At 66.5% G+C, this 18,902-nt stretch carries 15 protein-coding genes; 5 read left to right on the forward strand and 10 right to left on the reverse strand.

Features of this window, described 5'->3' with window-relative positions; genetic code table 11:
* Positions 1-51 precede the first annotated feature (51 nt).
* The 7 genes from JQ617_RS09105 to JQ617_RS09135 all read right to left on the reverse strand — a co-directional run bounded on the left by JQ617_RS09105 (position 52) and on the right by JQ617_RS09135 (position 9,250).
* Entirely contained in the window at positions 52-705 is a 654-nt protein-coding gene (locus JQ617_RS09105) for a response regulator (RefSeq protein WP_212026790.1), read from the reverse strand.
* Positions 702-4,244 (reverse strand): hybrid sensor histidine kinase/response regulator, encoded by a 3,543-nt coding sequence (locus JQ617_RS09110; protein WP_212026038.1) that lies wholly within the window; start codon positions 4,242-4,244, stop codon positions 702-704. Before JQ617_RS09110 ends, JQ617_RS09105 begins: the two co-directional genes overlap by 4 nt.
* Positions 4,245-4,390: 146 nt before the next feature.
* Positions 4,391-5,881 (reverse strand): monocarboxylate uptake permease MctP, encoded by a 1,491-nt coding sequence (mctP, locus tag JQ617_RS09115; protein ID WP_212026039.1) that lies wholly within the window; start codon positions 5,879-5,881, stop codon positions 4,391-4,393.
* A complete protein-coding gene (locus JQ617_RS09120; RefSeq protein ID WP_027552712.1) occupies positions 5,871-6,047 on the reverse strand; it encodes a DUF3311 domain-containing protein in 177 nt (58 codons plus the stop codon). Before JQ617_RS09120 ends, mctP begins: the two co-directional genes overlap by 11 nt.
* Before the next feature lie 392 nt (positions 6,048-6,439).
* On the reverse strand, positions 6,440-7,315 hold the full coding sequence (locus JQ617_RS09125; RefSeq protein WP_063687924.1) for an MlaD family protein: 876 nt from the start codon (positions 7,313-7,315) through the stop codon (positions 6,440-6,442).
* Between the two features lie 28 nt (positions 7,316-7,343).
* Complete coding sequence (locus JQ617_RS09130; protein ID WP_063687926.1) at positions 7,344-8,114, reverse strand: ABC transporter ATP-binding protein; 771 nt, start codon at positions 8,112-8,114, stop codon at positions 7,344-7,346.
* Between the two features lie 2 nt (positions 8,115-8,116).
* On the reverse strand, positions 8,117-9,250 hold the full coding sequence (locus tag JQ617_RS09135) for an MlaE family ABC transporter permease (RefSeq protein ID WP_063687928.1): 1,134 nt from the start codon (positions 9,248-9,250) through the stop codon (positions 8,117-8,119).
* Positions 9,251-9,384: 134 nt separating this feature from the next.
* Between JQ617_RS09135 and dgcA the strand changes: the two genes are divergently transcribed.
* Complete coding sequence (gene dgcA, locus JQ617_RS09140) at positions 9,385-10,380, forward strand: N-acetyl-D-Glu racemase DgcA (RefSeq protein WP_212026040.1); 996 nt, start codon at positions 9,385-9,387, stop codon at positions 10,378-10,380.
* Here dgcA and JQ617_RS09145 read toward each other — a convergent pair.
* Complete coding sequence (locus JQ617_RS09145) at positions 10,350-11,546, reverse strand: MFS transporter (protein WP_212026041.1); 1,197 nt, start codon at positions 11,544-11,546, stop codon at positions 10,350-10,352. The genes dgcA and JQ617_RS09145 overlap by 31 nt on opposite strands.
* A gap of 75 nt (positions 11,547-11,621) precedes the next feature.
* Between JQ617_RS09145 and JQ617_RS09150 the strand changes: the two genes are divergently transcribed.
* Both JQ617_RS09150 and JQ617_RS09155 read left to right on the forward strand, forming a co-directional pair.
* Positions 11,622-13,070, forward strand: a complete 1,449-nt coding sequence (locus JQ617_RS09150) for a hypothetical protein (RefSeq protein WP_212026042.1) — start codon at positions 11,622-11,624, stop codon at positions 13,068-13,070.
* A gap of 474 nt (positions 13,071-13,544) precedes the next feature.
* A complete protein-coding gene (locus JQ617_RS09155; RefSeq protein WP_212026043.1) occupies positions 13,545-13,898 on the forward strand; it encodes an ADP-ribosylation/crystallin J1 in 354 nt (117 codons plus the stop codon).
* A 4-nt stretch (positions 13,899-13,902) separates the two neighbouring features.
* Here JQ617_RS09155 and JQ617_RS09160 read toward each other — a convergent pair whose 3' ends face one another.
* Positions 13,903-14,262, reverse strand: coding sequence for a hypothetical protein (locus JQ617_RS09160; protein ID WP_249156908.1), 360 nt, complete (start codon positions 14,260-14,262; stop codon positions 13,903-13,905).
* Between the two features lie 173 nt (positions 14,263-14,435).
* Between JQ617_RS09160 and JQ617_RS09165 the strand changes: the two genes are divergently transcribed.
* On the forward strand, positions 14,436-16,115 hold the full coding sequence (locus tag JQ617_RS09165; RefSeq protein WP_212026045.1) for a Na/Pi cotransporter family protein: 1,680 nt from the start codon (positions 14,436-14,438) through the stop codon (positions 16,113-16,115).
* A gap of 2 nt (positions 16,116-16,117) precedes the next feature.
* Here the strand turns inward: JQ617_RS09165 and JQ617_RS09170 are convergent, their stop codons facing one another.
* Entirely contained in the window at positions 16,118-16,558 is a 441-nt protein-coding gene (locus JQ617_RS09170; protein ID WP_212026046.1) for an RbsD/FucU family protein, read from the reverse strand.
* 176 nt (positions 16,559-16,734) lie between these two features.
* Between JQ617_RS09170 and JQ617_RS09175 the strand changes: the two genes are divergently transcribed.
* Entirely contained in the window at positions 16,735-18,567 is a 1,833-nt protein-coding gene (locus JQ617_RS09175) for a caspase family protein (RefSeq protein ID WP_212026047.1), read from the forward strand.
* The last annotated feature ends 335 nt before the right edge of the window (positions 18,568-18,902 follow it).

The raw sequence follows: 18,902 nt of genomic DNA on the forward strand, positions 1-18,902 counted from the left end.
ACAGGGAAACGGAGGCCTCGCGGCCTCCGTTTTCGTTTGGACCTGGAACGCTCAATTGCCGCCGGGCTGGCCGAACGAGAGCCGCTCGGCCAGGACCGCGGCCTGGGTGCGCGAGCCGACGCCGAGCTTGCGCAGGATCGTCGAGACATGGCCCTTCACGGTCTGCTCGGCAATGTCGAGCTCGCCCGCGATCTGCTTGTTGAGCTTGCCCTCCACGATCATCGCGAGAATGCGCAGCTGCTGCGCCGACAGCGAGGCCATGCGCGCGGCGAGCTCGACGTCGGCGCTCTGGATCGAGCCGCGGCCGCCGACATTGGGCGGCATCCAGATTTCGCCGGCAAGGATCTTCGTGATCGCCTCCGCCATCTCGGGCAGGCCGAGCGATTTCGGGATGTAGCCGGATGCGCCATAGGCAATGGCGCGGCGGATCGTGGTGGCGTCCTGCCGGGCCGAGATGATCGCCACCGGCACCGTCGGGAATTGCGCCGACAGGATGAACAGGGCGGCAAATCCCTGGATACCCGGCATGGTCAGGTCCCAGAGAATCAGGTCGATCTCGCTGGACTGCGCCGTCAGCACGCCGATCGCCTCGTCCAGCGACTGGCAGGCAATGATGTCGAGATCGGGCAACACAGCCGACAGCGCGCTGCGCAAGGCGGCCTGCACCAGCGGATGATCATCGCCGATCAGGATGCGCATTGTCAGGGGTTCTCCTGTTTCCCGAACTGCCGGCTCAAGGCTTCGCTGCCGAGGAAGCGCCGCAGAGCCGCCGGCTTGACCGGCTTCGACAGGATCTCGCAGCCGCGCGCCCTCGCCTCCTCGCGCACCGCCTCGCTGCGATCGCCGGTGACGACCAGGGCGCGGACCTCGCGTCCCGCCTTCTGCCTGAGATCGTCGAGAAAGTCCAAGCCGCTGCGGCCGCCATCGAGATGGTAGTCGAGCAGCACGACATCGGGCGCATCGACCGCCGCCGCAGCCATCGCCGCGGCCGCATCTGCTGCGACCAGCACGCGATGCCCCCAGCCGCCAAGCAGCGCCTTGAGGCCATCGAGGATGGTCGCATCATTGTCCAGGCACAGGATCGTCAGAGGTCGTTCCGCTGCTGCGGGCGCGGCAATCGCCGGACTGCGCCGAAGCGGCCTGCCGGGTCCGCGCGCAAGCGGTACGGTGACGGCAAAGCAGGAGCCGTGTCCCGACCGTGAACGCACATCGACGGTATGGCCGAGCAGCCGCGACACGCGATCGACGATCGCGAGCCCGAGACCCAGTCCCTTGTCCGCCCCGGGCGCGAGGCGCTGAAACTCCTCGAAGATGCGCTTCTGGTCCACCACTGCGATCCCGACGCCGGTATCCCAGACCTCGATGCGCAGCGCGCCGCCGCGCCTGCGGCAGCCGAGCAGGATGCGCCCCCCGGGCGTGTAGCGAAGCGCATTCGACAGCAGGTTCTGCAGGATCCGGCGCAACAGATGCGGATCGCTGCACACCGCGAGGCGGCAATCGACGACGCGGAAGGCGAGATCGCGCTCGCGTGCCATCGCCGAGAATTCGACGTTCAGTTGCACGAAGAGATCGGCAATCGGGAAGTCGAAGATCTCGGCGCGAACCGCGCCGGCATCGTAGGAGGAAATGTCGAGCAGCCTGTCGAGCACATGTTCGGTCGAGCGTAGCGCAGTGACCGCGCTGCTGGCCAGGGTCCGCTCCTTATCGGCGTCGCCCGCGCGCGGGGAAGCACTCAGGCTCTCGTCGAGCGCGGACAGAAACAGACGGGCGGCATTCAGCGGCTGCAGCAGATCGTGGCTCGCCGCCGCCAGGAAACGGGTCTTGCCGAGATTGGCCTGCTCGGCTTCTGCTTTGGCTTGTTCGAGCGCCTCGGTCCGCTCGCGGACGCGCAGCTCCAGCCCCTCATTGGCGCGCCGCAGGGCTTCCGCGGCGCGGTGACGCTCGGTCACGTCGGTATAGGTCGAGACATAGCCGCCCTCGGCGACTCGATCGTAGACGATCTCGAGCACCGTGCCGTCCGGCCGCTTGCGCTCGTACAGGTAGGGCCAGCGCTGCGTGGCGACGTCGCGATTGACCAGGAGCGCGGCGAATTCGGACGCGGCATATTCGCCGCGCTCGACGTTGAATGCGATGAGCTCCGCCAGTGGTAGCCCCACGCGCACGAAATCCGGCGGCAGGTCCAGAAGCGCAATGAAGCGTCCGTTCCATGCCGTGATGTTGAACTCGGCGTCGAACGCGCAAATGCCCTGCGGCACGCTCTCCAGCGTGCTCTGCAGCAGGTTGCGGTTGAAGCGCAGCGCCTCCGAGGCTTCGTCAAGCATCGCCATCGCCGCCCGCCGCGACAGCGAGTGCCCTTCCAGCGAGGCTGCGATCACCACGCGCGCCGATGCCGCACCGATCGCGCCGGCCAGCAGGTTTTCGGTGAACCGGATCGAGTCGAGATCGACGAGCCCCGACGGATCGAGGCGCGGCCCGGCGCCGGAGACGCGAGCCGCAAGATAGCTGTCAAAGGATGCGGCACCGCGCTCGGCGCCGACAAAACGCAACGCCAGCGCCCGGAGATCGTCGAGCCGGACCACCACGCGCGACGACAGCTTCGGGATCGCTTCGCGGACGACGCCGTCGGCGAACGCAGCGGCCTGGTTGCGCTCGACGGTCGATTGCCGTCCGAGCGCCGAGAACATCAGGAAGCAGACGAGATTGGCGCCGAGGCTCCAGAGCGTGGCGTGCGAGATCGGATCGACCCCTTCGAGGCCGAACAGCGCGTTCGGCTTGAGCCAGGCGAGTTGCCACGGCCCCTGGCGAACGATCTCCTCGATCCCGGGCCACAGCGGCGCTGCCGAGGGAAGCAGCAGCGTATAAGCCCAGACGAAGAATCCGGCTGCAATGCCGATCGAGGCGCCGGTCTTGTTGGCGCGCGGCCAGAACAGCCCGCCGACGAATGCGGGACCAAATTGCGCGACCGCGACGAACGACAGCAGGCCGATCACGGTGAGCGGATAGGACTGGTTGACCAGGCGGTGCATCAGATAGGCGAGCAGCAGGATGCCGAGGATGGAGAGCCGGCGCACCGCGACCAGCACCGACGTCATCGGCCGGCTCTGCGCGCGCAGCCCAAACACGCGCGAGCGCAGCAGCAGCGGCATGATGACGTCGTTGCAGAGCATGGTGCTGAGCGCGACGGACGTCATGATCACCATGCCCGTGGCCGCCGACAGGCCGCCGAGGAAGGCAATCAGGCTGACGGTGCTCGCATCTGCTGCGATCGGCAGCGAGATGACGTAGGTGTCGGGATCCATCATCGCGCCGAACCGGGTGAGCCCGGCCGCTGCAATCGGCAGGATCAACAGGCTGAACAGCGCAAGATAGGCCGGATAGAGCCAGGCCGCGGTGCGCGTATGGTTCGGGCTCTCGTTCTCGACGACCGCGACGTGGAAAGCCTGAGGCAGGCACAGGAAGGCTATGCCTGAGATGATGATCGTCGCGGGCCACACCGGCTGCGCCGGATCGAAGGTCAGGATTCCCGCCAGTTGCGGCTCGGATTGGAACTGCGACAGCAGAGCGCCCGGCCCGCCTGATAGTCCGAACAGCACGAACAACGCCACGATCAGGAATGCGACCAGCTTGACGACGCTCTCGAACGCGATCGCAAGCATCAGGCCGCGGTGATGCTCGCTGGCATGGACATGCCGGACGCCGAACACGATCGCAAACAGCGCCATCGACGCCGCCACGCCGAACGCCGAGTCCTGCCAGAACCGCAGTGCCTCACCGCCGGCCCGCTCGGGCTGCAGGATCAGATAGTCGAAGCTCTTGCCGACTGCCTTGAGCTGGAGCGCGATATAGGGAAGCACGCCAAGCAGCGATGCGAGCGTCACGAAGGCCGCGAGCACCTGGCTCTTGCCGTAGCGGGCGGCGATGAAGTCCGCGATCGAGGTGACGTTCTGCGCCTTCGCGATCGCGATCACCTTGGACAGCAGACGCTGGCCAAACAGCAGCACCAGGGTCGGGCCGATATAGATCGTGGCGAAGTCCAGCCCGCTGGTCGCGGCACGCCCGACCGATCCGTAGAAGCTCCACGAGGTGTTGTAGACCGCGAGCGTCAGGCAATAGCTGATCGCGGCCGTCCAGGAGCTCGGCGAGACCAGCGGCCCGCCGGCGCTCCGCCGGTCGCCCCACCAGGCCACCAGGAACAGCGTGGTCACATAGCCGGCCGCGACCGCGAGAACGAACCACGCCTGCAAGATATCCTCACCCGAGACCGTCTGATCCGCCCGCGGCGAGCGGCCGGGGCGCGGGCGGATACTAGAGCGTTTTCAATCGCATGAAAGGTCGTTCATTCCGAAGGAGATCGGCGGCCGGAGGATCTCCGGCCGCCGATGGCAGTCACTCAGGCTGCTTCGCGGGACAGCCGCTCCTGCGGCGTGCGCTTGACCACCAGGTTGACCGCGACGGCCACCACGATGTTGAGCGCGAGCGCCAGGAGCCCTGTGTAGATCGCAACCGGACCGGCACCGAAGTCGATGCCGTGCAGCGGCTTCAGCCCGTCCGACCAGGCGAGCCACGATCCACCCGCAAGGCCGACCGCCCAGCCGGCCAGCAGCGCCGTGCTCGAGAACCAGTTCAGATAGAGACCGAACACCAGCGCCGGCAGCGTCTGCAGGATCCAGAGGCCTCCGAGCAGTTGCAGGTCGAGCGCGAACTGCGTCGGCATCAGGAGGATGGCGAGCAGCGCGCCGACCTTCACCAGCATCGAGGTGATCTTGGCCACTTTCGCCTCACCCGCCGGCGTCACCTTCGGATCGACCCACACCTTCCAGAAATTGCGGGTGAACAGATTGGCCGCGCCGATGCTCATGACGGCGGCCGGCACCAGCGCGCCGATCGCAATCGCAGCGAACGCAAAACCCGCGAACCAGCTCGGGAACAGCGTCTTGAACAGCTCGGGCACGACGTCGTTGTTGCTGGCGAGCTTGAGACCCGCCGCATGGCCCATGTAGCCGAGCAGCGCGAGCAGGCCGAGCAGCAGCGTGTAGGCCGGCAGCAGCATCGCATTCTTACGAATGGTGTTGCCGCCCGAGGATGCGAAGATGCCGGTCAGCGTGTGCGGGTACATGAAGGCGGCGAGCGCCGAGCCCAGCGCCAGCGACGCATAGGGCATGATCTGCGCCGGTGACAGCAGGATGCCGCCCGCGCCTTTCTTGGCGAATGCCGCATCTGCCGCGGTGAAGATCGCACCGTAGCCGCCGAGCTTGGACGGCACGATCGCGATCGCGGCGATCACCACGATGTAGATCATGATGTCCTTGACGAAGGCGATCAGCGCCGGCGCACGCAGGCCCGACGAATAGGTATAGAGCGCCAGCACCAGGAAGGCGAGAACGAGCGGCACCTCGCCATGCAGGCCGAGCGCCTTGATCGCCACCTCCATGCCGATCAGCTGGAGCGCGATGTAGGGCATCGTCGCCAGCACGCCGGTGGCCGCAACTGCAAGCTCGAGCCCGCGCGATCCGTAGGCGCCGCGCACCACGTCGCCCGCAGTGACGTAGCCGCGCTCCTTGGCGACCTTCCACAGCACCGGCATCACCGCGAACACGAAGGGATAGACGATGATGGTGTAGGGCAGCGCGAAGAAGCCGTAGGCGCCGACCGCGTAGACCAGTGCCGGAACGGCGATCACGGTGTAGGCGGTGTAGAAATCGCCGCCGACCAGGAACCAGGTGATCCAGGTCCCGAACTTGCGGCCGCCGAGGCCCCACTCGTCGAGATGGGCGAGCGTCTCCGGCTTGCGCCAGCGCGAGGCGACGAAGCCCATGCCGGTGACGAGGACGAACAGGGCGAGGAATACGGCGAATGCCGCGCTATCGACATTAGTCAGCACGGCGCACGCTCCTGTAGACGATGTAGGTGAGGAGCGAGGTCAGCGGCACCCAGGCGAGCTGATACCAGTAGAAGAACGGAAAGCCGAACAGATGCGGCTCCCGGATATTGTAGAACGGCACGATCATCAGTCCGATGAACGGCAGCAGCAGCAACAGACGTATCACGCTCGCCTCCCCTGTGAGTGAAGTCGACGCGCCTTTTCGTGGGCGCGCCTTGAGCGCGATATAGCGGACTATGACGGCCAGCCCCTCCCCCTACCTTGGCTCGGCCGGACCCCCATACTTTCGTATCGGCCCGTCATTGCTTCGCTACGCTCGCAATGACGGGTGGAGAGAGCGTGCACGCCCGCGTGCCCCGGACGCAGCGCAGCGCTACTTCAGCGGTGCGCTGCTGAGCCGGGGCCCATGTCGCGGCGTTGTACCGTGTAGCCTCTGGGTCCCGGCTCTGAGCAGCAACGCTGCGCGTTGCAGCGCGTCCGGGACACGAGAGTGATTGCGCGGAGGTCGTCCCGCCGCCGTCATTGCGAGGAGCGAAGCGACGAAAGAGAGACGACGCGTTACTGCTGCCGCCTGGGCGGCGTCGCCGCCGGCTTCGGCGGCTCGGGCGGCGGGGCGGCCTGCGATGAGTTGCTGGCGCCGAACAGCACGCGGGTCGGGTTGCGGTCGAAATTGTTCACGGCGCGGCTGATGTCGCCGAGCGTGCGACGGCCGTCGGCCATCAGCGCGCCGGAGCGCTTGTCGAAATCGTCGGCGAGCTCGCGGATCGACTTCACCGCCTGGAACAGCTCGCCGCCGTCCTTGCCGCCGGCCAGCGTGTTGAGGCCGAGCATGAGGCTGTCGGCCTTGAGCATGACGCCGTCGACCTTGGCCATCACGCCGTCGATCTTCTCGGAATTGCGCGCCAGCGAGTTGGTGAAGGTCTCGAGATTCTTCAGCGAGTTCTTCACCGATTCCTGATTGTCGGCGACGATCTTGTTGATGTTCTGCAGCGTGCCGCGGATCGCCTCGGTGACGTCCTGCAGCTTGTTGGGATCGGCCGTCAGCGTGGGGATGCCGTCCTGGTCGAGCGGTGGCGGGGCCGCGGCCTCCTCGCCGCCCTTGAGCGAGATCGCGGCGACGCCGGTCAGACCCTGGAATTCGAGGCCGACCAGGGTGTCCTTGCGGATCGGGGCGTTGTTCTCGATCATGGCGAGTGCGACAACCCGCCGCGGGTTGTCCAGCTTCACCGAGACCACCTCACCCACCCGGATACCGTTGAAGTTGACGCTGCCGCCGTTGCGCAGGCCCGCCGCCGGCCCCTCGAACACGACGCGCAACGGGCTGCGCTGCTTGGTGGTATGCAGCGACTGGAACCACAGCACGAAACCGATCGCCGCGGCGATCACCGCCAGCGTGAACGATCCGATCAATACGTAATTCGCCCGCGTTTCCATCAGGTGCTCCGGCTACTCAACCCAGCTACTAACCCATGACCGCGCGGGCGCGCTTGCCATGGAAATACTGCCTCAGCCAGGGATGCTGCGAGGCCTGCATGTCGGCGATCGACCCTGCCGCAATGATCTTACCGTTCCCTAAAACGGCGATGCGGTCGCAAGCGGTGTAAAGGCTGTCGAGGTCGTGGGTTACCATGAAAACGGTCAGCCCCAAAGTGCGCTGGAGGGTCCGCACCAGCTCGTCGAAATCGCCGGCGCCGATCGGGTCGAGGCCCGATGTCGGCTCGTCGAGGAACACCAGGTCGGGATCGAGCGACAGCGCGCGCGCCAGCGCGACGCGCTTGATCATGCCGCCCGACAGCTCCGAGGGGAAACGGTCGGCGACTTCGGGCTTGAGCCCGACCATGGTCAGCTTGGCCATGGTGATCTCGTCCATCAGCCGCTGCGAGACGCGAAGATATTCGCGCATCGGAAACTGGATGTTCTGGCGCACGGTTAGCGACGAGAACAGCGCGCCCTGCTGGAACAGCACGCCCCAGCGCCGTTCGACATTGCGGCGCTGCGAGGTGTTCGAGGAATCGAGGTCGACGCCGAACACTTCGATGGAGCCGGCGACCTTCGGCACCAGGCCGATGATGGTGCGCGTCAACACGGACTTGCCCGCGCCTGATGGGCCGACAAATCCCAGGATCTCACCGCGCTTGACGTCGAGATTGAGACCGTCGAGCACGCGCGTCGCGCCGAACTGCACGGTGATGTCGCGGACGCGGATGATGGGGTTTTGAATTTCGCCAGCCATCGTCACATCCCGATCGAGGCGAAGAAGATGGCGAACACGCCGTCCATGACGATGACGAAGAAGATGCCCTTCACCACCGACGCGGTGGTGTGCTGTCCCAGCGATTCCGCGCTGCCCTGCACGGCGAGGCCCTCGACGCAGGCGACGATGCCGATCACCGCGGCCATGACAGGTGCTTTCACGATGCCAACGATGAAATGGTCGATCGAGATGGCATCGCGCAGGCGCAGCAGGAAGGCCTCGGGATCGACGCCGCCATAGAGCCAGGCGACGAGACCGCCGCCATAGAGCGCGGCCATCGCGCCGAGGAAGGCGAGGATCGGCAGCGCCAGCACCAGCGCCAGCATGCGCGGCAGCACCAGCACCTCGATAGGGTCGAAGCCCATGGTGCGCAGCGCGTCGATCTCCTCGCGCATCTTCATCGAGCCGAGCTCGGCGGTGTAGGCGCTGCCCGAGCGGCCCGCGACCATGATCGCGACCAGCAGCACGCCGATCTCGCGCAGGACCAGCACGCCGAGCATGTCGACGACGAAGATGTCGGCGCCGAAGCGGCGGAAATGGAAGATGCCTTGCTGGGCGATGATGCAGCCGATCAGGAAGGTGATCAGCACGATGATCGGCACCGCGCGCCAGCAGACCTGCTCCATGTGGTGCACGGTCGAGGTCAGGCGGAACGAACGGGGGTGGATCAGCACGCGGAAGCCGGCCGCGAGCACCGCGCCGAGCATGTCGATCAGGCCGGCCACGGTGCCGCCGACGCCGGCCACGGCCCGGCCGATCTGCTCCAGCATGCCGGTGATGGTGACCGTCGAGGTCTCGACCACGGGGGTCGCCCTGACCCGCCGCACCTCGTCGACGAGGCTCGAATAATTGGCCGAGAGCCCCGCGATCTGTGCCTCGACCGCCCCATGCGTCAGGCTGCGGCGCAGCCGTTCGATCAGCCAGGCGCCGAAGGTGTCGAGCTTGGCGACCTCGGAGACGTCGATGAAGATGCTTTGGGGGCTGCCGGCGAGCTTCTCGGCGTCCGCCACCATTCGCTCCAGGACCGGCGCAAAGCTCGCGGTCCAGGTTCCGGTGGCGCAGAGTGCCAGCGCGTTGCCCTTCGCAATCCGCTCCAGCTTCGGATCGCTGCTCAAGTTGTCCGCTCCCGTACCGGGGCGGAGAAAATCAGATAGTTGCGCACGCGCCCTTACCCAGAGAAGGTATCCCCAACTGGTTAACGTTAGTTGCTAGAGGTAACTAGCAGGTTCAGATTTCGCCAGAGTTCAAAATGACTTCCAGCAAAGTTCCGGCCCTTCTGGCGCGAATCGAGCGCTTTCCCATTGCCGGCAGTTTCACGATCAGCCGCGGCGCCAAGACCGAGGCCGTGACCGTCGTGGCCGAAGTGAGCCGGGACGGCCTGACCGGCCGCGGCGAATGCGTGCCCTATCCCCGCTATGGCGAGACCCCCAAGGCGACCCTTGCCGCCATCGAGGCCATGCAGGGAGCCGTGGCCGCCGGCATGACCCGGCAGGCCCTGCAAGCCGCCATGCCCCCCGGCGCGGCCCGCAACGCGCTGGATTGCGCCCTGATCGACCTCGAAGCCAAGGCGGCCGGCCTCCGGGCCTGGAACCTGCTCGGCCGCCCCGTGCCCGGCGAGCGCACCACCGCCTACACGATCTCGTTAGGGACCCCCGAGGCCATGGCCGCCGCAACGGCCAAAGCCGCGCACCGGCCGCTGCTCAAGATCAAGCTTGGCGGCGATGGCGATCCGGCGCGGATCGCGGCGGTGCGCAAGGCGGCCCCCGAATCCGAGCTGATCGTCGATGCCAACGAATCCTGGACCGAGGCCAATCTGGAAGCCAACCTCGTCGCCTGCGACGCCGTCGGCGTCACCCTGGTCGAGCAGCCGCTGCCCGCAGGCAAGGACGACGCCCTGGCGCGGATCAAGCGGCCGCTCGTGGTCTGCGCCGACGAGAGCGTGCACGACTGCAACTCGCTGGCCCCGCTCCGCGAGCGCTACGACGCGGTGAATATCAAGCTCGACAAGACCGGCGGCCTCACCGAGGCGTTGGCAATGGCGGACGCCGCGCAGGCGCTCGGCTTCGAGATCATGATCGGCTGCATGGTGGCGACCTCGCTGTCGATGGCGCCCGCCATGCTGGTGACGCCGCAGGCGCGCTTCGTCGATCTCGACGGCCCCTTGCTGCTGGCGCGCGACCGCGATCACGCCCTGCGCTATGATGACAGCCTGGTCTATCCGCCGGACGCCTCGCTCTGGGGCTGAGCCTTCAGCCGATGCCGCGCAGACCAGATCAGAACCGCGCCCACTGCCGCCATTGCGGCCATCACGTAATAGAGGCTGTCGCCGATGCTGGCGTAGATCGCGCCTGACGCGATCGAGGTCGCAGCACCCAAGAGGCCGTTGCAGGCGGCATAATAGCCCTGCCCGCGCGCGATCTGATGCGAGGGGACGCGCTGCACCAGCAGATTCATCGTGCCGACGATGGTCATGCCGAAGCTGAGGCCGTGGCCGAGCTGCACGATCGCGAGCAGCGCGAGCGGCGGCTCGCTCGCGGTGACGACCCAGCGCACGACGGCGCTCACCCCGCCGATCGCGATCATCGTGGACGGATGCAGCGAGAAGCGCGGCGACAGCGCGAACACGACGATCTCGGCGATCACGCCGAGCGTCCACAGCCCCGCAATGGTCAGCCCGCTGATGCCATGGAGCTGCCAGTTGATCGCCGAGAAAGTGTAGTAGGCGACGTGGCTGCCCTGGATCAGCGCCGCCGAGGCGATGACCGCCCAGAAGCCGGCGTCGCGCAGCAGCGCGGTGTCGGCACGCGCCCCTGCGCTCTTGCGCCTGATGTCGTCGAGCGGCTGCAGCAGCAGGCTGGCGAGGATGGCAACGACGGCCCAGGCGACGATGACCCAGATCAGCTCGCGCGCCGCGATGACGTCGACGAGATAGCCGCAGGCGAGCGAGCCCGCGGCGAACGCCGCCGAGCCCCACAGCCGCAAGGGGCCGTAATCGAGCCCGTAGCGCGCGACGCCGCGCAGCGCATAGGCGTCGGTCAGCGGCATCGTCGGCGTCCACATCATGCAGGTCAGCGCGTAGATCAGGAACAGCGCCAGCGGCTGCTGCTGCAAGCCCACGGCCGTAAAGCCGATCGCGGTCGCCAGCACCGACACCATCATGGCCGCGCGAATGGCGTGTCGCTTTTCGGCAAAGGCGGTCACTTGCGGCAGCGTCGTGAAGCGCGTGATCGCCGGCAGCGCGTTGATGAGGCCGATCCAGGCCGCGTCGATGCCGATCGCCTTCAGCCAGACCGGAAAGAACGGCAGATGCGTGCCGGAGACCGCGAAGACCGCCGAATAGAACAGCGCCAGGCTGACGGCGAATCGCCGCTTCGCCGATGCTGGCGTGGGGATTTGTGATTCGGTCTGCATCAAACCAATTGCGATTCGGTCGATATCGTGGTGATCGTTACAGTAACGCGCACTGATTTGCGCGACGAGATTGTCATGGCCAACGAAGCATTCGCCCTTTCGCCCATGTCTGCCCGCGCGGCCGAGCCGAACGAGCAGGATTACGACGCGATCCGCGAAGCCTTCATGGAGACCGCGCGCGGCCGCTGGTTCCTCGGCGAATATGCCAAGCGCAACCGCAATGCGGACACCCGCATGGTGCTCGATGCGGTCGCCAAAATCGCAGAAACCCTTGCGGCACAGCGACAACCCGTCGTCGAGGACCGCCTGCCCGAGGCGCTGATCGAGATCCGCCGCGCCATCCGCGAGGCCGAGACGATCGCGATCGCAGCGTTCGATCCCGCCGCGATCGAGGCGAGCCTCGCACCGATCCCGCGCGGCGTGCGCATCATCAAGGAGATCTCCTGGCGCTGGCGCGAGATCGGCGCCGACGGGCGAATCTGCGATCTCATTGATTCGCAGCTCGCTTCGATCGAGGCGGCGTGCGGGCAGATTTCGACCATCGACCCCCGCGTCGAGCTCAAGGCCGCATTCGATTTGCTCAGGGAACGGATCGAGCAGACCGAGGGCGGCGCTGTGCCGCAGGCCGAGCGTTCCTCGCCCGCGCCTGCACAGGAATCGCCGCCGCCCGTCGCCGAAGCTGCGCCAGTCGAGGCCGCGCCTGCCGCGATGACGAGCGAAGCACCCGTGGCTTTTACGGAGATGCCGCAGGAGGTCGCAGCGACCTCCGCGCCCGAAGCCGCCATCGAGGAAGCCTCCATCGAGGAAGCCGGCACGACCGCAATGGCCGAGCAGGCCATGGATGCAACCGTCGCGCCCGAGGCTGTAGCGGACAGCGAGATCGCGTCCGACACGGCGGCGGTCGAGACCATCGCGGTCCCGGAGACTGTTGCTACGGAGCCGGCCGCCGAGCCCGCCGCCATCGCCGATGTCAGCGACGCGTTTTCGCTGGACGCTGCTGCGGAGGCCGAGGACGAAGCGATCCTCGAGGCCATCGCGCTGGAGATGGCCGCGCCCGATCCGGAGTTCGACGAAATCATCGAGCCGGTCGAGCTGGCCGTTGCAAGCCCGGAGCCAAGTCTGGGGCCAAGTCTGGACTCAAGTCCGGAGCCTGTGGCCGCGGCAGCGGTCGAAGCCCCGATTGCCGCCGAGCCGGTCGCGCCGCAGCCCGTTGCCGCAGCAATCGCGGAAGAGCCCGCCGCCGACGCACCGATCGCGATGGACTCGCTCGCGCGCCTCACCGACGCCATCGCGGAAGCCGCCGCCGAAGTGATGGAGCAGCCGGCGCCCGCCATGGCGGCCACGGCAACGTTCGCCGCGGCGCCCGCTGCGGCGCTGCCGATGCCCTCGCCGCTCCCCGAGGCCTCGCTCGGCGCCACCATCCTCGCCAGCGGGATCCTGCAAAAGCCCCGCGCGCCGGCCAACGACCCGCTCGCGCCGATCCGCCGCATGACCCAGGCCGAGAAGATCGCGTTCTTCTCGTAAGGGCTACGTGTCCCGGACAAGCGAAGCGCAGATCCGGGACCCAGAGGCCACAACCTCCGCCGCAACATGGGCCCCGGCCCAGCAGCGCACCGTCGAAGAGGCGCTGCGCTGCGTCCGGGGCACGGAGCGAATTGTGGCGCACACTCTCGCCACATCGTCATTGCGAGCGCAGCGAAGCAATCCAGAATCCTTCCGCAGCGGCAGTCTGGATTGCTTCGCTGCGCTCGCAATGACGACAGCATCAACTCCGTCATCCTGAGGTGCGAGGCGCTCGATGCGTCGCATCGTGCGCCGAGCCTCGAAGGATGCACGGCCCCGATGCGGCCGGGTCGTCGCCCTTCGAGGCTCGCCGAAGAGGCGAGCACCGCCAGCGACAACGGCTTCGCCGTTGCGCGGGGGTGACGGTGATGGAGCTACGAGTTTCGCTCCACATGCCGCCGGTGTATGTAGTGTCCTGAACCAGATCTCACACCGATGTCCCCCACCGCAGACACCATCACGCTTTGGCGTCCCGTCGGCCCGAAGGAGCTCGAGCTGATCGCGCAATCCGGCATGCGCGCGTTTCCGCCGCGCCTGCCGGACCAGCCGATCTTCTATCCGGTGCTGACCGAGGACTACGCCGTCAAGATCGCGCGCGACTGGAATGTGCCGGCGAGCGGTTCGGGATTCGTGACACGGTTTGAGGTCAGGCGCGACTTCATTGCGAAGTACGACGTGCAGGAGGCCGGCGGACGCTCACACCTCGAACATTGGATTCCGGCCGAAGAGCTCGATGCCTTCAATGCCGCAATCGTCGGATTGATCGAGGTCGTCCGCAGCTTTCCTTAAGCCCTCACCCGCAATTCCACACCGCGCCGATCGGCGTACGCGTCCAGCACGGGCCAAAGCTGCCGCCGTTGTAACGGCCGCCGCCGAAGCCGGGCCGGCCGAAATAGTGCCACTCGCCGTCCCAGCGGTAATATTGCGGAACCGGGTCGATGTACCAATGGCGGCGCTCGTTGCGCGCGAGGCGCCGCATCGCGTCCTTCTGCTTGTAGAGCGGAATGCTGTTGCTCAGCGGCTGGCGATAGCCCGGCAGGAAGCCGTAGCCCTTCCAGACCGGCTTGGGTCGCTTTTGAGCGGGCTCAGCGGATGCGACAGCCGGCAGCAGCGAGAGGATGACAGCAACGAATAGACACACAAGGCGAGACATGCGTCGACCATAGACGCTGGCCTCCTGGAAGGCCATTCAAATTCGAGTGGGAGGCTTTTTGCCGCTTCGACTCGAAAGCCTGCCCCTCGCGTCACAATTGATCCGACCCATCGGGGCTTTGTTGCTGTACTCTCTACCTCGCTATTCGTGGTGCAGTATCGCGAGGCGCATGCATGTCCATTGCGATCTCGACGCTCGGCGGAGTAGGTCTCTTTCTGCTCGGCATGACCGTGATGACGGAGGGCCTGAAGGCGCTGGCGGGTTCCGCTCTGCGCGCGGTGCTCGGCAAGGCGGCGTCGACGCCGCTGCTCGGCTCATTCTGGGGAGCCATCGTCACGCTGCTGGTGCAGTCCTCCAGCGCGACGACGATGACGACGATCGGTCTTGTCAGCGCCGGCCTGCTGACGTTCCAGCAAGGGTTGAGCCTGGTCTTCGGTGCGAATATCGGCACCACGGGAACCGGCTGGCTGGTCGCGCTGATCGGCGTCCGCGTCTCGCTCACGGCCGCGGCGTTGCCGATGATCTTCGTCGGCGCATTGACCAGGCTGCTCGGCCGCGGACGAATCTCCGGCGCTGGCGCCGCGCTCGCGGGATTTGGACTCGTGCTGTTCGGACTGACGACCCTGCAGCAGGGTATGGGCGGGCTGGCGGAGCGTTTGCACCCGGCGGATCTGCCTGCGGTCCTCGGCAGTCCCGGGACGTCGTGGTGGTCGGGCCTGCTCGGCGTGCTGGCGCTGGTCGTGACCGGATTGGTCATGACCGCGCTGATGCAATCGTCGACGGCCGCCATCGCAGTGACCTTGTCCGGCTATTTCGCCGGCGCAATCGGGTTGGATCAGGCCTGCGCGTTGATCATCGGCCAGAACATCGGAACGGCGACGAGTTCCGCACTCGCCGCGATCGGCGCGAGTGCCACCGCAAAACGATTGGCCATCGCCTACGTCCTCTTCAAGCTGATCGCCGCGCTCATCGCGCTGGTGGCTTTTCCCGTCGTGACGCCCTTGCTGCTGCGCGCTTCGGACACGATCGACGGCGTCACGCTGCTCGCCGGATACCACACCGCATTCAACGTCCTCGGTGTCGCGGTCCTGCTGCCGCTGATCAACCCGTTCACGCGGCTGGTCGAAAGGATTCTGCCCGAGCGCGGCTCGCCGCTGACGCGATGCCTCGATCCTTCGGCGCTGCAGACCCCGATCGTGGCGGTGGAAGCGGTCCGGCGCACGATCGCGCGCGTACTCATGACGGTGTGCGGTTGGGTCGAGGCGCAACTGGCGGCCCGCGCGGGACCGATACGCCTGGGAAGGGACGCCGTGTCCGTGCAGGAAGCCGCCGATGCCGTGCGCCAGGCGCAAATATTCCTGTCGGACGTGGCCGGACCACCCGAGACCGACGACGAGCAACGGCGTCTCACGAGCACGCTGCACGCACTGGACCACGCGACGCGACTGACGGACCTCGCAAATGGGGGCAACATTTCCGGCGCGATAGCAGGCGGACCGGAGGACATCCGCGCCGCAGAGCTGTGTGCAGAAGTAATGCTGACCGCCGCCGCGATTGCGCGCGGCGTAGCGGCGCCGCCCCGCGTCGATGGATCGACCCACGCCCCGCATACCGGGGACATGCTGGCAGGTCCCCGCGCGGACCCGCCCGATGAGGCCATCGCCGAGCTCGAGCGCTGTACGGCACAGCTCCGCGACATGCTGCGCGCCCACCGCAGTGCGACGCTCGGTGCGGTGGCCAATGGAACGCTGACCGCCGACGCTGCGCTCCTTCGCGTCGAGGCGGTTCGAAACCTCGAGGCGTTGTCGCAGCACGCCTGGCGTTCGGCGATCCATCTCATCGGTCGCGGCTAGCTCTAGATCACGCCCTTGCGGATCAGGAAGCAGCCATAGCCCCTGTTGTCGCCGACCTGCACGACGCCGAAGCCCGCCGCCGCCGCACGATAGAAGTCCGGACGCGCGAGCTTGCCGGGCGTGACGGCGCTGCCGGCGGCACGCGCGATCTCCGCCAGCACCGCACGCTGCACGTCGGGCACGCGGTCGGGATCGTCCACCGGCGCCATCACGCGCACCGGATCGGGATCGAAATCGTCGAGCGGATAGACCGACATGATGGCACGGATCGCGGCCTCCATGGTCATGCCCGGCAGCTGGATCAGGCGCTGCGACGTCGTGCTTTGCGCGATGCGGGTGGCAGGGTGATTGGCATCGACGAACACCAGGTCGTCTCCGTGGCCCATCGAGGCCAGCAGCCAGAGCAGGTCGGGCGTGAGGATCGGATCGATCGATTTCAGCATGAAGTCTCCCAAACGTCTCGTGGCCGGCAAGCAGCCGCTAACCAAGGCCGGTTCCAAGCGTGATTCAGATCACGCAGCCTATCATGGTGATTGCGGTCACGGACCTCTTCCTCGAACGCGGCCAGTCTTCCTCGCAACCAATCTCGCATCGAGATCAGTGCCGAAAGGAGCACGCCATGTTCCGCCTGAGACCCTTCCTGATGACGGCCGGCCTCTTGGGAAGCCTGTTCGGCTTCGCCTGCGGCCCCGTTTCCGCCCAAGTCGCCCCGGTCCAACCCGCCCCCACCGCGCTGCAGGGGCCGGAGCAGCGCGTCGCGCTGGTGATCGGCAATTCGAACTACCAGAATGCGCCGCAGCTCGCCAATCCCGACAACGACGCCCAGTCGATGGCCCAGTTCCTGAACTCCGCCGGGTTCGAGGTCGTCTCGGCAACCGATCTGGGCCAGAACGACATGCTCCGCGTCGTCCAGGACTTCTCCGCCAAAGTGTCAGCGCGGGGCCCGAACACGGTGGCGATGGTGTACTACGCCGGTCACGGTGTGCAGCTCGCCGGCGAGAACTATCTCGTTCCCGTGGACGCCAAGGTCGGCAACCCGACCGAGCTCGTCAACAACTCGGTGCGCCTCGTCGACGTGATGTCGACGCTGGAGACGATCCCGAGCCGCATGCGCATCGTCATTCTCGATGCCTGCCGCAACAACCCGTTCCCGAACGTGAACGACGCCGGCCGTGGCCTGGCCATCGTTGACGCGCCGAACGGCTCGATCGTCGGCTATTCCACCGCGCCGGGCGCCGAAGCGCAGGACGGCACCAACGGCCACAGCCCATACACGCAAGCCTTCCTGGACGTTGCCCGCGAGCCCAATGTGCCGATCGAGCAGCTGTTCAAGCGCGTGCGTCTGCAGGTGAACCAGACCACGAGCGGCGCGCAGATCCCGTGGGAGAGCTCCTCGCTCACGAGCGACTTCACCTTCTTCGGCGACACCGCGGTTGCCGCCAACCGCGCGCCGTTGAATGCGCCCGTCGTGCAGATGGCCGCCAATTTGCCGAGCCGCTCGACGCGGCAGGCCTATGACTACGTGGTGTCCGAGGGCCGGCCGGAGTACTATCAGGAGTTCATCCAGATGTACCCGCACGATCCGCTGTGCGACCACATCCGCTGGCTGCTGAACAACCTCCTGCTCTCGCAGGCCTGGCACAAGGCGGTGCTCGCCAACTCGCCGCTCGGCTATCAGACCTTCTACGACAGCTTTGGCAACAGCCCCTATGGCGTCTCCGCGCTGAAGCTCGCGGCCCAGCCGAAGCTGATCCCCTTGATGCAGCCGACCAAGTTCCTGGCGCCGCAGAACATTGCCCCGATCTTCAAGATGGGCAATCTCGGCCAGCCCAAATACATGCCGCTGACGCAGCAGGGTAATGGTGGCGGCCAGATCAACGGCAACCTGCCGGTCGTGCAGAAGCCGGTCGACGGCAACGTTATCGGAAAGCTCGGCAACGGCGGCCAGGTCGTCAACCTGCCGGCGGGCAGCAACCAGCAGAGCGGCACGCCGACGCAGACCCCGGGCAAGATCGTCACCCTGCCCGCGCCGACCACCGGCACCAACACCACTGGCACCGGCAAGATCGTGACCCTGCCCGTGACCAACACCAAGCCGAACGGCGGCATCACTGCCGGCACGACCAACGGCACCACCAATGGCACGACCAACGGCAACCCCGGCAAGATCGTGAGCATGCCGGTGAATGTCGGCAAGGGCGGCTCAACCGTCGATGTGAAGCCAGTTCAGACCAAGAACGACCCGATCCGCGTCAACAACGGCAACACCGGCATCGTGAAGCTCAACAACAATCCGGTGAACAAGGTGCAGATCCAGAACCAGAACAACAACCGTCCGCAGCTCAATACGACCAACAGGATGGTGAGCAACGGCGGCAACAACTTCCGCCAGTCGATGAACCAGGCCCCGAGCACGGGCGGCGGCAACAACCACCGCGGCTTCATGCACTGATCGCAAGGAGAAGACGGTGCGCTCCCTCCCCCGCTTGCGGGGGAGGGTTGGGGAGAGGGTGCCTCCACAACGGGAAAGTTGACGTACTGAAAATATCCCAGCTTGGAGAGACCCCCACCCGGCGCTTCGCGCCGACCTCCCCCGCAAGCGGGAGAGGTTGCACCGAGCAAGGAGCACGTTCAAAAAATTACCAAACGACAATACAAGAAGGGGCAGAGCGGAAACGCTCTGCCCCTTCTTTATGTCGGGGAACGAGAATGCAACTGGCTTCTTGCCTCAGCCGCGCTCACAGAAAAGCTCGTCATGCCCGGGCTTGTCCCGGGCATCCACGTTCT

The sequence above is a fragment of the Bradyrhizobium sp. KB893862 SZCCT0404 genome, assembly GCF_018130885.1.
Classification (GTDB): Bacteria; Pseudomonadota; Alphaproteobacteria; order Rhizobiales; family Xanthobacteraceae; genus Bradyrhizobium; species Bradyrhizobium stylosanthis.

Bases quoted from the DNA above. Each gene is read 5' to 3' on its own strand.
- JQ617_RS09125 (WP_063687924.1), bottom strand. From the start codon at position 7,315: ATGGAAACGCGGGCGAATTACGTATTGATCGGATCGTTCACGCTGGCG.
- JQ617_RS09130 (WP_063687926.1), bottom strand. From the start codon at position 8,114: ATGGCTGGCGAAATTCAAAACCCCATCATCCGCGTCCGCGACATCACC.
- dgcA (WP_212026040.1), top strand. From the start codon at position 9,385: ATGACTTCCAGCAAAGTTCCGGCCCTTCTGGCGCGAATCGAGCGCTTT.
- JQ617_RS09145 (WP_212026041.1), bottom strand. From the start codon at position 11,546: ATGCAGACCGAATCACAAATCCCCACGCCAGCATCGGCGAAGCGGCGA.
- JQ617_RS09150 (WP_212026042.1), top strand. From the start codon at position 11,622: ATGGCCAACGAAGCATTCGCCCTTTCGCCCATGTCTGCCCGCGCGGCC.
- JQ617_RS09155 (WP_212026043.1), top strand. From the start codon at position 13,545: ATGTCCCCCACCGCAGACACCATCACGCTTTGGCGTCCCGTCGGCCCG.
- JQ617_RS09160 (WP_249156908.1), bottom strand. From the start codon at position 14,262: ATGTCTCGCCTTGTGTGTCTATTCGTTGCTGTCATCCTCTCGCTGCTG.
- JQ617_RS09165 (WP_212026045.1), top strand. From the start codon at position 14,436: ATGTCCATTGCGATCTCGACGCTCGGCGGAGTAGGTCTCTTTCTGCTC.
- JQ617_RS09170 (WP_212026046.1), bottom strand. From the start codon at position 16,558: ATGCTGAAATCGATCGATCCGATCCTCACGCCCGACCTGCTCTGGCTG.
- JQ617_RS09175 (WP_212026047.1), top strand. From the start codon at position 16,735: ATGTTCCGCCTGAGACCCTTCCTGATGACGGCCGGCCTCTTGGGAAGC.